The following is a 14,387-nucleotide window of genomic DNA, read 5'->3' as shown; positions in this document are numbered from 1 at the left end:
CTCCCTCTCCTACACCAACATTCAGCATTCGACGTAGTTCACCGGCACGTTGACCGCGAGGCCGCCGGTGGACGTTTCTTTGTACTTGGACAGCATGTCGGCACCCGTGGTCCGCATGGTCTCGATGACCTGATCCAGGGAGACGTAATGGGCGCCGTCGCCGCGCAGTGCCATCCGCGCCGCGTTGATGGCCTTACCGGCCGAGATGGCGTTGCGCTCGATGCACGGCACCTGGACGAGGCCCTGGATGGGATCGCAGGTGAGCCCGAGGCTGTGCTCCATGGCGATCTCGGCGGCGTTCTCGACCTGTTCGGTTGTGCCGCCGAGGATTTCGGCGAGTGCACCCGCGGCCATCGACGCGGCCGAGCCGACCTCGCCCTGGCACCCGACCTCGGCGCCGGAGATGGATGCCCGCTCCTTGTAGAGCGAACCGATGGCCCCGGCCGTCAGCAGGAAACGGACCGCGGTGCCGTCCGGGTCCCGGCGGCCGGCCCGGGTGTAGTGCACGGCGTAGTGCATGACCGCGGGCACGATGCCGGCCGCGCCGTTGGTGGGCGCGGTGACGACCCGGCCGCCGGACGCGTTCTCCTCATTGACGGCCAGCGCGACGAGATTGACCCAGTCCTCGGCGAATTCGGGCTGTTTGTTCCAATCCTCGGCATTGAGACGTTCGTACCAGTCTTTCGCCCGGCGGCGCACTCGCATCGACCCGGGCAGGTAGCCGTCGCGGGCGATACCGCGCTGTTCGCATTCGACCATCACGTCGCGGATATGCAATAGCCGGGCCCGGACCTCATCGGCGGTTCGGGTCTCGCATTCGACGGCGAGCATGAGATCGCTGATGCTGCAACCACGTTGGTGGCAGAGTTCCAGCATCTCCTTGGCCGAGTTGAAGGACAGGGTGTGGGTCGCGGCGGTCCGCGCGGCCGGTTCCAGGCTCTCCGCTTCGGTGACGACGAATCCGCCGCCGATGGAGAAGTAGGTCTGCAGGTGCAACTCGGCACCGTGGGCATCGAGCGCGGTCAGTGTCATGCCGTTGGGATGGAAGGGCAGCACCGTCAACGGGCGCAGGGTCATGTCGGCCTCGGTGAGCGGGATCGGGCGCAGGCCGCCGAGCATGATGTGGCCGCCGGCCCGGATCTCCTCGACGCGCTGTTCCATGACATCGGTCCTGAGTTCCTCGGGACGGTTGCCTTCGAGTCCGAGCAGGATCGCCGTCATGGTGCCGTGGCCGGCGCCGGTGGCGGCCAATGAGCCGTAGAGATCGACACGGACGGCCGCGACTCCGGTGGCACCCTCGAAGGCTCCGAGGGTGTGCAGATCGTCGACGAATCGGGCGGCTGCCCGCATCGGTCCGACGGTGTGTGAACTCGACGGACCGATGCCCACCGAGAAGAGGTCGAACACGCTGATGGTCATCGGAATCTCCCCCTTTGAAGTCCGTAGACGGGTTGATAGACGAGTGATATATTAGTTATCTCACATACGGTAGATCAGCATTCGTCGCTGGTCAAGGGGTACTTGTGGGGTTGAAGACGACGTGTGAAGCACGTCCGAACCATCAGAAAGAAACGGACTCGCCCATGGCGCATCAGCTCATCGATCCGCTCCTGCAGCCTTTCCAGCTGAAGAACATGAACCTGCGCAATCGCGTGGTGAGCACGTCGCACGAACCGTCCTACACCGAGGACGGCATGCCCAAGCGCCGCTACCGCCTCTACCACGAGGAGAAGGCCAAGGGCGGCATCTCGCTGACCATGATGGGTGGCTCGGCCGTCGTCGCGCCGGACAGCCCGTCTGCCTTCGGCAATCTGCACGTCTACAAAGACGAGATCGTGCCGTGGCTGAGCGAGCTGGCGTACGGCGTCCACGAGCACGGCGCCGCCGTCATGTGCCAGATCACCCACCTGGGCCGCCGGACCAGCAATTACGACGGCGACTGGCTGCCCGTCGTGTACCCGTCCGCCATCCGCGAGCCCGCCCACCGGTCCTTCCCCAAGGTGGCCGAGGAGTGGGACATGGACCGCATCGTCAAGGCCTACGCCGACGCCACCGCACGGTGCCGCGCGGCCGGCCTGGACGGCATCGAACTCGAGGCCTACACACATCTGCTCGACGCGTTCTGGTCGCCGCTGACCAACCACCGCGACGACGAGTACGGCATGGGGAGCATGGAGGATCGACTTCGCTTCCCGCTGAGGGTGATTCGCGCCGTCCGCGAGGCCGCCGGACCGGACTTCGCGGTCGGAATCCGGATGTCACTCGACGAGGACCTGCCCGGCGGGTTGCAGTACGAGGACGGTATCGAGATCGCCAAACGCCTGGTGCCCGAGGGCATCGACTTCATCAGCGTGATCAAGGGCTACATGGCCAGTGACGAGGCGCTGTCGCGCGTCATCCCGCCGATGGGTACCCCGGTCGCGCCGCACCTGTCGTTCGCCGGGCAGGTCAAGAAGGAACTCGGCATCCCGGTCATGCACGCTGCCCGGATCAACGACGTGGCCACCGCCCGGCATGCGATCCGCGACGGCCTCCTCGACCTCGTCGGCATGACGCGCGCGCATATCGCCGACCCGCACATCGTCGCGAAAATCCAAGCGGGCGAGGAGGATCGGATTCGTCCCTGCGTCGGCGCGACCTACTGCCTCGACGAGATCTACCAGAATCGCGACGCCAAGTGTGTGCACAACCCGTCCACCGGCCGCGAGGATCGGCTACCGCATCACGTGTCCAAGGCGACCGGGCCGGCGCGGACCGCGGTGGTCATCGGGGCAGGACCGGCAGGACTGGAAGCCGCGCGGGTGCTCGGCGAGCGGGGCCACCGGGTCGTCGTGTTCGAGGCCGCCGACGCGGCAGGCGGACAGGTCCGGATCGCGGCGTCGTCACCACGCCGGCGTGATCTCATCAGCATCATCGAGTGGCGGCTGGACGAGTGCAAGCTGCTCGGGGTCGACATCCGCACCAACCGCTACGTCGATACCGACGAAGTGCTGGCAGAGAATCCCGACATCGTCGTGGTCGCCACCGGGGGAGTGCCGAACACCGAATTCCTCACCGAGGGCGCCAATCTGGTGACCGACGGCTGGGATGTGCTCTGCGGTGCGGTGCATCCGCGCGGCGAGGTCATGCTCTACGACGACAACGGTGGCCACCCCGGGTTGGATGCCGCCGAGGTGCTGGCCCGCAGCGGCGTCGCCGTCGAATTCGTCACGCCGGAGCGGACTTTGGCGCCTGACGTCGGTGGCGTGAACTACCCCGGCTACTTCAAGGTGTTCGCCGAGCACGACGTGCACGTCACGCTCAACGAGCGGCTGACTGCAGTGCGTCGCAAGGACGGTCGGCTCGAAGTGGACCTGTACAACGAATACGCGCACGCCACCCGGCAGCGCATGGTCGACCACGTCGTCGTCGAACACGGCACCCTGCCGTCGGACGAGTTGTACTTCGGGCTGGTCGCGGGTTCCACCAATCTCGGTGAGGTCGACCAGCAGGCTCTGCTCAACCTGCAACCGCAAGACGTCGTCCGCAACCCCGGCGGCGGCTACCAGCTCTTCCGAATCGGTGACGCCGTCGCCAGCCGCAACATCCACGCGGCGATCTACGACGCGTTCCGGCTCTGCCTGGTTCTCTGACCACCACCATCCCCTGACAAACAAGGAGTATCCCTATGCCGCAACACGTTCGAGGCGTCATCGCTCGCTCCAAGGGCGCCCCGGTCGAAGTCACCACCATCGTGATTCCGGACCCAGGCCCCGGTGAGGTGGTGGTGAAGATCCAGGCGTGCGGCGTCTGCCACACCGACCTGACCTACCGCGAGGGCGGCATCAACGACGAGTACCCCTTCTTGCTCGGGCATGAGGCGGCCGGCATCGTCGAAGAGGTCGGCCCCGGCGTCGAATCGGTGGCGGTCGGCGACTTCGTGATCCTCAACTGGCGCGCGGTGTGCGGCCAGTGCCGGGCGTGCAAGCGCGGTCGTCCGCAGTACTGCTTCGACACCTTCAACGCCACCCAGAAGATGACGCTCGAGGATGGCACCGAGCTGACGCCGGCGCTGGGCATCGGAGCGTTTGCCGACAAGACGCTGGTCCACGCGGGGCAGTGCACCAAGGTCGACGCCGATGCGGACCCGGCGGTGGTCGGCCTGCTGGGCTGTGGCGTGATGGCGGGGCTCGGCGCGGCAGTCAACACCGGCAACGTATCCCGCGGCGACTCGGTGGCAGTGATCGGCTGCGGCGGGGTCGGTGACGCCGCCATCATGGGTGCCCGGCTGGCGGGTGCGGGCAAGATCATCGCCGTCGACCGGGACCCGCGAAAGCTGGAGTGGGCCAAGGAACTCGGCGCCACCCACACCATCAACGCCGCGGAAACAGACACCATCGAGGCGGTGCAGGAGCTCACCGGCGGGTTCGGTGCCGACGTGGTGATCGACGCCGTCGGCCGCCCAGAAACATGGAAGCAGGCGTTCTATGCCCGAGACCTCGCCGGCACCGTCGTCCTGGTCGGCGTGCCCACCCCGGATATGACGCTGGAGATGCCGCTGGTCGACTTCTTCTCCCGCGGCGGATCGCTGAAGTCGTCGTGGTACGGCGACTGCCTGCCCGAGCGCGACTTCCCGATGCTCGTCGACCTCTACCAGCAGGGCCGAATCCCGTTGGAGCGGTTCGTCTCCGAACGGATCAAGCTCGACGAGGTCGAGGATGCATTCCACACCATGCATGCCGGCAACGTGCTGCGTTCGGTGGTCGTGCTGTGAGCGGAGCGCTCCGCGTCGACCAGGTCGTCACCTCGGGCACGTTCAGCCTCGACGGCGGCACCTGGGACGTCGACAATAACGTGTGGGTGATCGGCGATGACTCCGAGGTGGTCATCGTCGACGCCGCGCACACCGCACCGCAGATCATCGACGCGGTCGCGGGCCGCAATGTCGTGGCAGTCATCGTCACACACGGACACAACGACCACGTGACCGTGGCGCCGGAACTCGCAACCGCCCTCCACGCTCCGGTACTGCTGCATCCCGGCGACGACATGCTGTGGCAGGCAAGCCATCCCGACGAAAAGTACTGGAACCTCGACGCGGGTCAGCGGATCGGCTTCGCCGGCACCGAGATCGAGGTCATCCACACGCCCGGACACTCGCCGGGGTCGGTGTGCCTGTACCTGCCGGAGGCCGGCGCGCTGTTCTCCGGCGACACCCTGTTCAACGGCGGACCCGGCGCCACCGGCCGCTCCTACAGCGATTTCCCGACGATCATCGACTCGATCCGGGATTCGATTCTGACGCTGCCGGAGGACACCCGCGTGCACACGGGGCACGGCGACCACACCACTGTCGGCGCGGAGGCGCCGCATCTGGCGGAGTGGATCGCCCGCGGGCACTGACTGTATTGACGCCGAAAGTGGGTTTGTGTTCGAAGTTTCGCAGATTCTTCGAACACAAGCCCACTTTCGACGCTGCGCAGATTCTGTAGCCAGGGCTGTAGACACTCGACATTTGTCGCCCGTAGCGCAGGATCGATGCGGACTCTTTACGCTGCTCCCGATGAAGACGCCGAAAGCGAACTTGTGTTAGAACACAAGCTCACGTTCGGCGGTACTTCCTATTGGTATTCGTCCAGCGCATCGATCAACCAGTCGGCCAGATAGCCGGCGAACGATGAGCGGACAATGATCCGGTAGTCGGTGCCCTTGTCGTCCAACGGAATCAGCACGACCGCCGCCAACGCCAGCATCGTCTGGGCGGCAGCGCCCGGACCGAACACCCGCGGATGCAGATCCAGAGAACAGCCCTTGGCCAGCACATCGCGGGCGTGCGCACCGCGCAGGCGCACCGTGGTGCGCTGTGCGGACACGTCGACGGCAGCACCGCCCGCGGCGGCGACCGCCGCGTGCAGTTCGGTCTCGAGCGCCTCGCCGCCGCGCTGCGTCGAGGTCACCAGCCACTCCTGCGGACCGAACCAGATCACCGTCGAATCGGTGCCGGACACGCAGGTCCCCGGCGTCGCCGGCAACGAGTTCAGGCCGAGGAGCCGGGCGGCTTCGGCGCCGCCGGGTCCCGTCGGGTCGGCCCACAGATCGACCATCGTGACGAACGGCTCCTCGGTGAGAATCGCTGCCGGTGCGGTCGCCGCGAACTGGGTGGCCCAACCCTGCAATGGGCTACGGCGAGTGAGGGTTTCAGCCATCGCGGCGTGCTCCTTCGGGATCGACGAGGACAGACCCGGTGACCTCGACGGCCACCAGGGTGCCGTCCACCGGAACGGTGAGGGTGTCTCCAATGCGGGCGTGGGCGCCCTTGACCAGCGCAAGAGCGAATGGGCGGCCCAATTCGGCGCTGCGGTAGCTCGACGTGACGTGCCCGAGCATGGGAACCGGTGGCGGCGGCAACGCACCGTCGCCAGGGGTCTCGATGATCTGAGCGCCTTCGGGCAGCACCGTTTGCGCGTCGACGGGCAGCAGCCCGACGAACTGCTTGCGCAGCGGATTAAGGTTCTCGGCGCGAGTGAAGGAGCGCTTGCCGACGAAGTCGGGCTTCTTCTTCGACACCACCCAGTTCATCCCGAGGTCCTGCGGCGTGACGGTGCCGTCGGTGTCCTGCCCGATGATCGGGTAGCCCTTCTCGGCCCGCAGCACGTGCATGGTCTCGGTGCCGTAGGGCGTGATGCCGAACGGCTCGCCGGCCGCAATCAGCCTCTCCCACAGCGCAGTTGCGTACCAACCCATGACGTTGACCTCGTAGGCCAGCTCGCCCGAGAAACTGACCCGGCCGATGCGGACGTGGACGCCGTCGAGTTGGGTGTCCCGCCAGGCCATGAACGGAAACGCTTCATTGCTGACGTCGACGCCGGGAAACACCGTGCCGATGACGTCGCGCGACCGCGGGCCGACCACCGGGAAGGTGTGCCACTGCTCGGTGACTGACGTGAGACGCACCCGGAGATGCGGCCATTCGGTCTGCAGCCATTCCTCCATCCAGTCGAGGATGTGCGCGGCGCCGCCCGTGGTGGTGAACACCTGGAAACGGTCGTCGGCCAAGCGCATCACGGTGCCGTCGTCGATCACCATGCCGTCCACGCCGCACATCACGCCGTACCGCAGCATCCCGACCTTCAGGGTGCTCATCAGGTTGGTGTAGAGCAGGTCGAGGAAGGCGCCGGCATCGGGACCCTGGACGTCGATCTTGCCCAGGGTGGAGCCGTCGAGGATGCCGACATTCGTTCGCGCGGCGGCACATTCGCGCAGGACGGCGGTCTCCATGTCCTCGCCGGCCAGCGGGTAGTAGCGGGGTCGCTTCCACTGCCCGACGTCCTCGAAGACCGCGCCGCGGGCGACATGCCAATCATGTACTGCGGTAACGCGTTCCGGGTCGAACATCCGGCCGCGGCTGCGGCCGGCCAGCGCGGCGAACGCGACCGGGGTGTACGGCGGCCGGAACGTGGTGACGCCCAGGTCCGCAACGGGGACGCCGAGCAGCTCGGCGGTGATGCCCGAGGCGACGACGCCCGACGTCTTGCCCTGATCGTGCGCAGTGCCGATGGTGGTGTAGCGCTTGATGTGTTCCATCGAACGCATGCCGGCACCGACTGCGCGCACCAGGTCCGCCACTGTGGCATCACGCTGGACGTCGACGAATTGCGTTGCCGCACCGTCAGCATCGGGAACCCGCCACAGCACCAGGGGAGCTTCGGCGGTGCGGGTTGAATCCGATTCTCCGGCCAGCGGTTCAGCTGCTGCGGTGAACCCGAGACCCGACAGGGCCCGGGTCGCGGCGGTGCGCCCGTCGCGCAGGCAACCGGGCAGGTCGAAGGTCCCGGCGGCCGAACCGGCGACAGTCACCTGGTCGAGTTCCGCGCCGGGGACGAACGCGCCGATGCCGTCGTCGTAGCGCAGAGGCCCGCGCACCTGGCTGAACAGGTGCACCGCGGGATTCCAGCCACCGCTGATCAGGAGCACGTCGCAGGACAAAGACTGTGGGCCTTCGGGACCGGTGACAATGGCGGCGCTGACCCGATGCTCTCCCTCGGTGCCGCTGACGACCGATCCGGTCCGCAGTTCGATGCCACGGGTGGCGCACGCCGCGCGCAGATCCGAGGCCACGTCGCTGCGGGCATCCACGATCGCCGTGATTGCCACGCCTGCGTCGTGCAGATCCATCGCGGCCGAATACGCGCTGTCGTTGGTGGTGAAGACGACAGCCCGCTCGCCGACCTTGACGCCGTACCGGTGCAGGAAGGTCCGGGCGCCACCCGCCAGCATGATGCCGGGCCGGTCGTTGTCGGTGAACACCACCGGCCGCTCGTGCGCACCGGCGGCGACGATGACGTGCCGGGCCCGGATCCGCCAAACCCGCTGGCGGCTCACCGCCGCGGGAGCATCGGCACCGAGGTGATCGGTACGCCGTTGCAGCGCAAGGACAAAGCCGTCGTCGTAGTGACCGAACGCCGTGGTGCGCTGCAGGTGCAGCACGTCGGGATAGGTGGCGAGCTCGGCCACGGCATCGGCGACCCACTGCAGTGCCGGCCGACCATCGATGATGTCCGCGCTGCCCAGCAGGGCACCACCGGCCTCGCTCTGCTCGTCGATCAGCACCACGCGGGCGCCGGCGCGCGCTGCCGTCAGTGCGGCCGCAAGACCGGCCGGGCCGGCTCCGGCGACCAGGACATCGGCGTGCACGTGGGTCGAGTCGTAGCGCGCGGGGTCGGGGACGTCGGCAAGCCGGCCTTGTCCCGGGATGCCGCGCGCCACCAGGCCGTCGTACAGCTCGACGGTGGTGGCCAGCAGCATGGGCTCGGGAAAGGGGTACTCGATCTGGACCAGGCCGCCGGTGTCCTCGGCCCACGCCGAGGTGAAGCCGCGGGGCCGGCCCATCTTGATGCTGGAGGTGACGTGGTGCACCCCGTGCGCCAGCAGCGCGGAGGCCAGCGTGTCACCGGCGTGGCCGGTGTACTCACGGCCGTTGAAAGTGAAGGTGTGCAACGTATCTCGGTCGATACGGCCACCGGTTTCGGTACGTAGTGATGTGCTCATCAGATGGTCGGCCTCTGCTCGTCGAGTCGGTAGACGCGGTCGAATCGGTAGGTTGCGGTGTCACGGATGGCGTTGAACCAGCGGCGACAGCCGGCACTGTGGGTCCAGCGTTCGGCGAACAGCCCCTTGGGGTTGGCGCGGAAGAACACGTAGTGCGCCCACTGTTCGTCGGTCAGCGATTGCGGGTCTTCGGGGTAGGCGACGTGCGCCTGGCCGCCGTAGTGGAATTCGGTTTCCTCGCGTGGTCCGCACCACGGGCAGTCGATGAGTTGCATTGTGACTCCTGAGATCTAGTGCGCCACGCCGGCGGCGCCGTGCTCATCCACGAGGGCTCCGGTGACGAACCTGTCGATGCTGAACGGGGCGACGTATTCGTGTTCGACGCCGCTCGCGATGGTGTCGGCCAGACACCAGCCGATACCCGGCGTGACCTTGAATCCGCCTGTGCCCCAACCGGCGTTGAGGTACAGGTTGTCGTAGCCGACGCGGCCGACGATCGGCGACGCGTCCGGGCAGACGTCGACGATGCCCGCCCAGGTGCGCAACAGGTGTGCCCGGGCGAAGATCGGGAACAGCTCCACCGCGGCCGCCATCTGGCGTTCGATGATGTGGAAGGCGCCGCGCTGTCCGTAGCCGTTGTAGGAGTCCACGCCGGCACCCATGACGAGTTCACCCTTGTGGGCCTGAGATACGTACACGTGCACCGCATTCGACATCACGACGGTCGGGTGCACCGGCTCGAGCAGTTCGGACACCAGCGCCTGCAGCGGGTGGCTCTGCAGCGGCGTGCGGATCCCCAGCATGTCGGTCAGCGTGGAGGTGTGGCCGGCGGCGCACAGCGCCACCTGTCCGGCGCCGATGTCACCGCGGGTGGTGCGCACGCCGGTCACCCGGTCGCCGTCGGTCACGAATCCGGTGACTTCGCAGTTCTGGATGATGTCGATCCCGGCCTCATCGGCCCGGCGCGCGAAGCCCCAGGCGACGTAGTCGTGCTTGGCGATGCCGGCGCGCGGTTGGTAGGTGGCGCCCAGTACCGGGTAGCGAATGTCACTGGAAATGTTGACGATTGGGCACAGGTCGCGGACCTCTTTGGGCTCCACCCATTCGGCGTCGATGCCGTTGAGTTTGTTGGCCTCGACGCGCCGGACACTGTCGCGCACGTCCTGCAGGCTGTGTGCGAGGTTGAGCACACCGCGCTGGCTGAACAGGATCGGGTAGTCCAGGTCCTCTTCGAGCCCTTCCCACAGTTTGAGGGCGTGCTCGTAGATTCGGGCGCTCTCGTCCCACAGGTAGTTGGACCGGATCAGCGTGGTGTTGCGGGCCATGTTGCCGCCCGCCAGCCAGCCCCGCTCGAGCACCGCGACATTGGTGATGCCGTGATTCTTGGCCAGGTAGTGCGCGGTGGCCAGACCGTGCCCGCCGCCACCGACGATGACGACGTCGTACGACTTCTTGGGTTCTGGGGTGCGCCAAAGGAATTCGGGGTGGTCGGGCAGATGGGCGCCCGGCGGCATCGTCGATGCGGTCACAGCGAGGCCTCCGTGAGGTTCGGGTAGAGCGGGAAACGGCCGGCCAGTACGTCCACCCGGGCGCGCAGCGCGGCCAAGGACGCGTCGTCGGTGCCGGGCCGGAGCGCGTGGCTGATGACGTCGGCGACTTCGCGGAAGCTCTCCACATCGAAACCGCGGGTCGCCAGCGCCGCGGTGCCGATCCGCACGCCCGAGCTGACCATCGGCGGCCGCGGGTCGAACGGAACGGCGTTGCGGTTCACCGTGATTCCCACGCGGTGCAACCGATCCTCGGCCTGTTTGCCGTCCAGTTCGGACTCCCGCAGGTCGACCAGCACCAGGTGGACGTCGGTGCCGCCGGAGACCACGTTGATGCCGGCCGCGCGGGAATCTTCTTGCAGCAGACGCTCGGCCAGGATCGCCGCGCCGTCGAGGGTGCGCTGCTGCCGCTCGCGGAATTCCGGGGCTGCCGCGAGTTTGAACGACACTGCCTTGGCGGCGATGACGTGCTCGAGCGGACCGCCCTGTTGTCCGGGGAACACCGAGGAGTTGAACTTCTTGGCCAACGCTTCGTCGTTGGTCAGGATGATGCCGCCGCGTGGGCCGCCCAGTGTCTTGTGCGTGGTCGAGGTGACGACGTGGGCGTGCGGCACCGGGGAGGGGTGCAGCCCGGCGGCGACCAGGCCCGCGAAATGTGCCATGTCGACCATCAGGTACGCGCCGACTTCGTCTGCGATGCGCCGGAATTCGGCGAAATCGAGCTGCCGCGGATACGCCGACCAGCCGGCCAGGATCAGCTTCGGCCGACGCTCCAGGGCGATCCGCTCGACCTCGGCCATGTCGACGCGGTGGTCGCTCTCGCCGACGTGGTAGGCGGCGACGTCGTAGAGCTTGCCGGAGAAGTTCAGCTTCATCCCGTGGGTGAGGTGGCCGCCGTGGGCCAGATCGAGCCCGAGGATGGTGTCACCGGGGGAGAGCAGTGCCGCCATGGCGGCGGCATTGGCCTGCGCCCCCGAATGTGGTTGCACGTTGGCGAAGGCAGCGCCGAACAGGCTCTTGACCCGGTCGATGGCGAGTTGCTCTGTGACGTCGACGAATTCGCAACCGCCGTAGTACCGGCGGCCCGGGTAGCCCTCGGCGTACTTGTTGGTCATCACCGAGCCCTGCGCCTGCATCACGGCGACCGGTGCGAAGTTCTCGCTGGCGATCATTTCCAGGGTGCTCTGCTGACGGTGCAACTCGGCGGCGATGGCCCGGTACACATCCGGGTCCAGTTCGGCGAGGCTCGCGCTGAGCGTGGGGTTCGTGGCCGTGGGTGCGGTGTCGAGGGTCATGTGCACCTTTCTGACATTGCAGTGTGCAGTGGACTAATATATCAGCTGTCGGTTAGATTAGGATCAGCTCGAGGCCACGTCAATAGGTAGGCCGCAGACATTCTTGGAGGAGTGGCGATGACCCTGACGGAGTTGTCGTTCGGCGAACCCGACAGCACGCCGGCCATCGGTGAGACCAATGCGGACCGTGCCTACGAGATCGTGCGCGAACGTCTGGTCATGCTGGACATCCGGCCGGGCGACCCGATCAATGACGACCGGCTGGCCGCCGAACTCGGCTTCGGCCGTACCCCGGTGCGCGAGGCGCTCAAACGCCTCGAGCGCGACCGCCTCGTCGTCGCCTACCCGCGCCGGGGCACCTTCGCCGCGGCTGTCGACATGACGGACCTGGCCGACATCTCAGAGATTCGCAAGCAGCTGGAACCGACGGCAGCCGCGCGCGCCGCCCGGGTCGCGACGCCGGACACTCGCGCCAGGCTGACTGCGCTGGCGCAGGCGATCGCCGGCATCGAGGACACCGACGATCCTCATGAGGTCCTGCGTCACGACGTTCATGTGCACCGGGAGATCTACCGGGCCACGGGCAATCCGCACCTGGAGCAGATCCTGGTCAGTCTCGACGCGCACGCCACGCGGATCTGGTGCTTGTTCCTGGATCGGCTCCCCGGGGTGGCCGGTCACGTCCGCGAACATATCGAACTGTTGGAGGCCATCGTCGTCGGCGACGAGGCGAAGGCGGCGGCCCTCACGCTGGCCCACGTCACCGGCTTCGAGGCGGCCATTCGCGCGTTGCTGTGACGTCTCCGTCGTCCGCCGCCGGCTGCTCGCCATCCGGCGGACCCAACCGCGACCGGTCCTGATATATCATTGCTCTGACCAGAGCAGGTCAGTTGCGGGCTGGTGAAGTCGGTGACGTCGGGAAGGCGGTTCGGCGATGAGTGTTGCGGGTGTGGAACAGCTCGATGATGTTGCCTCCGAGGAGATGTCGTTTGCCGACCGCGCCTACCTGGTGATCCGCGACAAGCTCATCATGCTCGACATCCGCCCCAACGAAGCCATCGTGGAAAGCGAATTGGCTGCGGAGCTCAAACTGGGGCGCACGCCCGTCCGCGAGGCGCTCAAGCGCTTGGAAGTGGACCGGCTGGTGGTGTCGTTTCCTCGTCGGGGCACCTTTGCTACGGGTGTCGATGTCGCCGACCTCCGCCACATTTCGCAGATTCGGGTCAATCTCGAGCCCGTCGCGGCGCGCTCGGCTGCCGAGAACGCCTCGGCCGAGGTGCGTGCCGGCCTGCTCGAGCTGGCCGATCGCACCGAGGCGCTCGATGTCGAGAACATCCACCGCGACGAACTGATGCGGTGGGACCTGCGCGCGCACCGCGCGATCTACCGGGCCACCGGGAACCCGCATCTCGAGGACGTGCTGGTCCGCTACGACAACCTGGCGACCCGTATCTTCTGCCTGTTCCTCGACCGGCTGCCGACCGTGGCCCGCCACGTGGGTGAGCATGCCGAACTGCTGCGGACCATCGCCGGTGGCGACGGGGATGCCGCTGCACAGATCGCGCTCGAGCACGTCACCGGATTCGAGAAGGCCGTCCGGGCCATCGTCTGACGTGCCCGACGAACGTGACCACTAGCGTCACATCGTGGGTATTGTTGCGCCATGAGCAACAGTGTCGTTGACTCCGGCAATGGCGGGGTGCAGTCCGTCGACCGTGCGCTGCAGGTCTTGGAGCTCCTTGCGCGCCGCGGCGAAGCCGGGGTCACCGAGCTGGCGTCGGATATCGGAGTGCACAAATCGACGGTCTCGCGCCTGCTCGCGGCGCTCGAGGACCGCGAACTCGTCGAGCAGGCTTTCGAGCGCGGCAAGTACCGACTCGGGTTCGGCATCCTGCGGCTGGCCAACGCGGTGTCGGGCCGCCTCGACGTCACGCAGCAGGGGCGAGAGGTCTGCGAGCGGCTGGCGCTCGAAGTCGGCGAGACCGTGAACATCGCGGTGCTGCGGTCGGAGTATGTGGTGAACGTCGACCAGGCACGCGGGCCGGCTGCCGTCAGTACGCACAACTGGGTGGGTGAACTCACCCCGTTGCACGCGACGTCGAGCGGCAAAGTGCTACTGGCGTTCATGGCTGCCGATGCCCGCCGGGACCTGTTGGCGGTGGCCGGGCTGCGGCGGTTCACCGAGCACACCATCACGTCGGTCGAGGGACTGGAAGCGCAGCTGCGCGACGTGCCGCAGAACGGTTACGTGGTGTCGTTGGAGGAGCTCGAAGACGGGCTCAACGCGGTCGCCGCGCCGATTCGCGACCACATCGGTGGGGTGATCGCCGCGCTGAGCGTCTCCGGGCCGGCGTACCGGCTCACCGCGGAGCGGGCTCGGGAGATTGCGCCGACGGTGGTCTCGGCCGCTGACGATGTCAGCCGCCGGATGGGTCATCAGGGCTGATCGTCCGGCGTCGCCGCCAATCCGATTCGGGTAATTTCGCGGTTCCGGTCGCATATCAGATTGTCGCGTTCT

General features: G+C 67.2%; 12 protein-coding genes. 6 read left to right on the top strand and 6 right to left on the bottom strand.

Annotated elements, in window-relative coordinates; translation table 11 throughout:
• Positions 1-21: 21 nt before the first annotated feature.
• A complete protein-coding gene (locus AC1U2B_RS14810) occupies positions 22-1,419 on the bottom strand; it encodes an L-serine ammonia-lyase (RefSeq protein ID WP_480217391.1) in 1,398 nt (465 codons plus the stop codon).
• Between the two features lie 164 nt (positions 1,420-1,583).
• Between AC1U2B_RS14810 and AC1U2B_RS14805 the strand changes: the two genes are divergently transcribed.
• Genes AC1U2B_RS14805 through AC1U2B_RS14795 form a run of 3 tightly spaced genes read left to right on the top strand, consistent with a single transcriptional unit; the run spans position 1,584 to position 5,382 of the window.
• The gene (locus AC1U2B_RS14805) at positions 1,584-3,632 is read left to right on the top strand and encodes an oxidoreductase (RefSeq protein ID WP_480217390.1); all 2,049 of its coding nucleotides are present in this window, start codon (positions 1,584-1,586) and stop codon (positions 3,630-3,632) included.
• Between the two features lie 35 nt (positions 3,633-3,667).
• Positions 3,668-4,753 (top strand): S-(hydroxymethyl)mycothiol dehydrogenase, encoded by a 1,086-nt coding sequence (locus tag AC1U2B_RS14800; protein WP_043986999.1) that lies wholly within the window; start codon positions 3,668-3,670, stop codon positions 4,751-4,753.
• On the top strand, positions 4,750-5,382 hold the full coding sequence (locus AC1U2B_RS14795) for an MBL fold metallo-hydrolase (protein ID WP_480217389.1): 633 nt from the start codon (positions 4,750-4,752) through the stop codon (positions 5,380-5,382). The genes AC1U2B_RS14800 and AC1U2B_RS14795 overlap by 4 nt, the downstream gene beginning before the upstream one ends.
• A gap of 218 nt (positions 5,383-5,600) precedes the next feature.
• Here the strand turns inward: AC1U2B_RS14795 and AC1U2B_RS14790 are convergent, their stop codons facing one another.
• Genes AC1U2B_RS14790 through glyA form a run of 5 tightly spaced genes read right to left on the bottom strand, consistent with a single transcriptional unit; the run spans position 5,601 to position 11,869 of the window.
• Positions 5,601-6,185, bottom strand: coding sequence for a sarcosine oxidase subunit gamma (locus AC1U2B_RS14790; RefSeq protein ID WP_480217388.1), 585 nt, complete (start codon positions 6,183-6,185; stop codon positions 5,601-5,603).
• Complete coding sequence (locus AC1U2B_RS14785) at positions 6,178-9,027, bottom strand: 2Fe-2S iron-sulfur cluster-binding protein (protein WP_480217387.1); 2,850 nt, start codon at positions 9,025-9,027, stop codon at positions 6,178-6,180. Before AC1U2B_RS14785 ends, AC1U2B_RS14790 begins: the two co-directional genes overlap by 8 nt.
• Positions 9,027-9,302 (bottom strand): sarcosine oxidase subunit delta, encoded by a 276-nt coding sequence (locus AC1U2B_RS14780; RefSeq protein ID WP_043400840.1) that lies wholly within the window; start codon positions 9,300-9,302, stop codon positions 9,027-9,029. Before AC1U2B_RS14780 ends, AC1U2B_RS14785 begins: the two co-directional genes overlap by 1 nt.
• A gap of 15 nt (positions 9,303-9,317) precedes the next feature.
• Positions 9,318-10,541, bottom strand: a complete 1,224-nt coding sequence (locus AC1U2B_RS14775; RefSeq protein WP_480217741.1) for a sarcosine oxidase subunit beta family protein — start codon at positions 10,539-10,541, stop codon at positions 9,318-9,320.
• 11 nt (positions 10,542-10,552) lie between these two features.
• A complete protein-coding gene (glyA, locus tag AC1U2B_RS14770; RefSeq protein WP_480217386.1) occupies positions 10,553-11,869 on the bottom strand; it encodes a serine hydroxymethyltransferase in 1,317 nt (438 codons plus the stop codon).
• 117 nt (positions 11,870-11,986) lie between these two features.
• Here glyA and AC1U2B_RS14765 point away from each other — a divergent pair, with 117 nt between their 5' ends.
• The 3 genes from AC1U2B_RS14765 (at position 11,987) to AC1U2B_RS14755 (ending at position 14,315) form a co-directional block, all read left to right on the top strand.
• Positions 11,987-12,667, top strand: a complete 681-nt coding sequence (locus tag AC1U2B_RS14765) for a GntR family transcriptional regulator (RefSeq protein WP_480217385.1) — start codon at positions 11,987-11,989, stop codon at positions 12,665-12,667.
• Positions 12,668-12,803: 136 nt separating this feature from the next.
• Positions 12,804-13,481: a GntR family transcriptional regulator gene (locus AC1U2B_RS14760; RefSeq protein ID WP_043987004.1), complete on the top strand. Its 678-nt coding sequence runs from the start codon at positions 12,804-12,806 to the stop codon at positions 13,479-13,481.
• 51 nt (positions 13,482-13,532) lie between these two features.
• Positions 13,533-14,315 (top strand): IclR family transcriptional regulator, encoded by a 783-nt coding sequence (locus AC1U2B_RS14755; protein ID WP_480217384.1) that lies wholly within the window; start codon positions 13,533-13,535, stop codon positions 14,313-14,315.
• Positions 14,316-14,387: the final 72 nt, after the last annotated feature.

This window comes from Mycolicibacterium sp. P4_G11, assembly GCF_056555145.1.
The sequence above is the reverse complement of the archived record's forward strand: the minus strand, read 5'-3'. Positions and strand labels throughout refer to the sequence as shown.

Excerpts from the sequence above, each read along its gene's own strand:
- AC1U2B_RS14755 (WP_480217384.1), top strand. The coding sequence starts at position 13,533 with ATGAGCAACAGTGTCGTTGACTCCGGCAATGGCGGGGTGCAGTCCGTC.
- AC1U2B_RS14800 (WP_043986999.1), top strand. The coding sequence starts at position 3,668 with ATGCCGCAACACGTTCGAGGCGTCATCGCTCGCTCCAAGGGCGCCCCG.
- AC1U2B_RS14780 (WP_043400840.1), bottom strand. The coding sequence starts at position 9,302 with ATGCAACTCATCGACTGCCCGTGGTGCGGACCACGCGAGGAAACCGAA.
- AC1U2B_RS14760 (WP_043987004.1), top strand. The coding sequence starts at position 12,804 with ATGAGTGTTGCGGGTGTGGAACAGCTCGATGATGTTGCCTCCGAGGAG.
- AC1U2B_RS14810 (WP_480217391.1), bottom strand. The coding sequence starts at position 1,419 with ATGACCATCAGCGTGTTCGACCTCTTCTCGGTGGGCATCGGTCCGTCG.
- glyA (WP_480217386.1), bottom strand. The coding sequence starts at position 11,869 with ATGACCCTCGACACCGCACCCACGGCCACGAACCCCACGCTCAGCGCG.
- AC1U2B_RS14790 (WP_480217388.1), bottom strand. The coding sequence starts at position 6,185 with ATGGCTGAAACCCTCACTCGCCGTAGCCCATTGCAGGGTTGGGCCACC.
- AC1U2B_RS14805 (WP_480217390.1), top strand. The coding sequence starts at position 1,584 with ATGGCGCATCAGCTCATCGATCCGCTCCTGCAGCCTTTCCAGCTGAAG.
- AC1U2B_RS14765 (WP_480217385.1), top strand. The coding sequence starts at position 11,987 with ATGACCCTGACGGAGTTGTCGTTCGGCGAACCCGACAGCACGCCGGCC.
- AC1U2B_RS14785 (WP_480217387.1), bottom strand. The coding sequence starts at position 9,027 with ATGAGCACATCACTACGTACCGAAACCGGTGGCCGTATCGACCGAGAT.
- AC1U2B_RS14775 (WP_480217741.1), bottom strand. The coding sequence starts at position 10,541 with ATGCCGCCGGGCGCCCATCTGCCCGACCACCCCGAATTCCTTTGGCGC.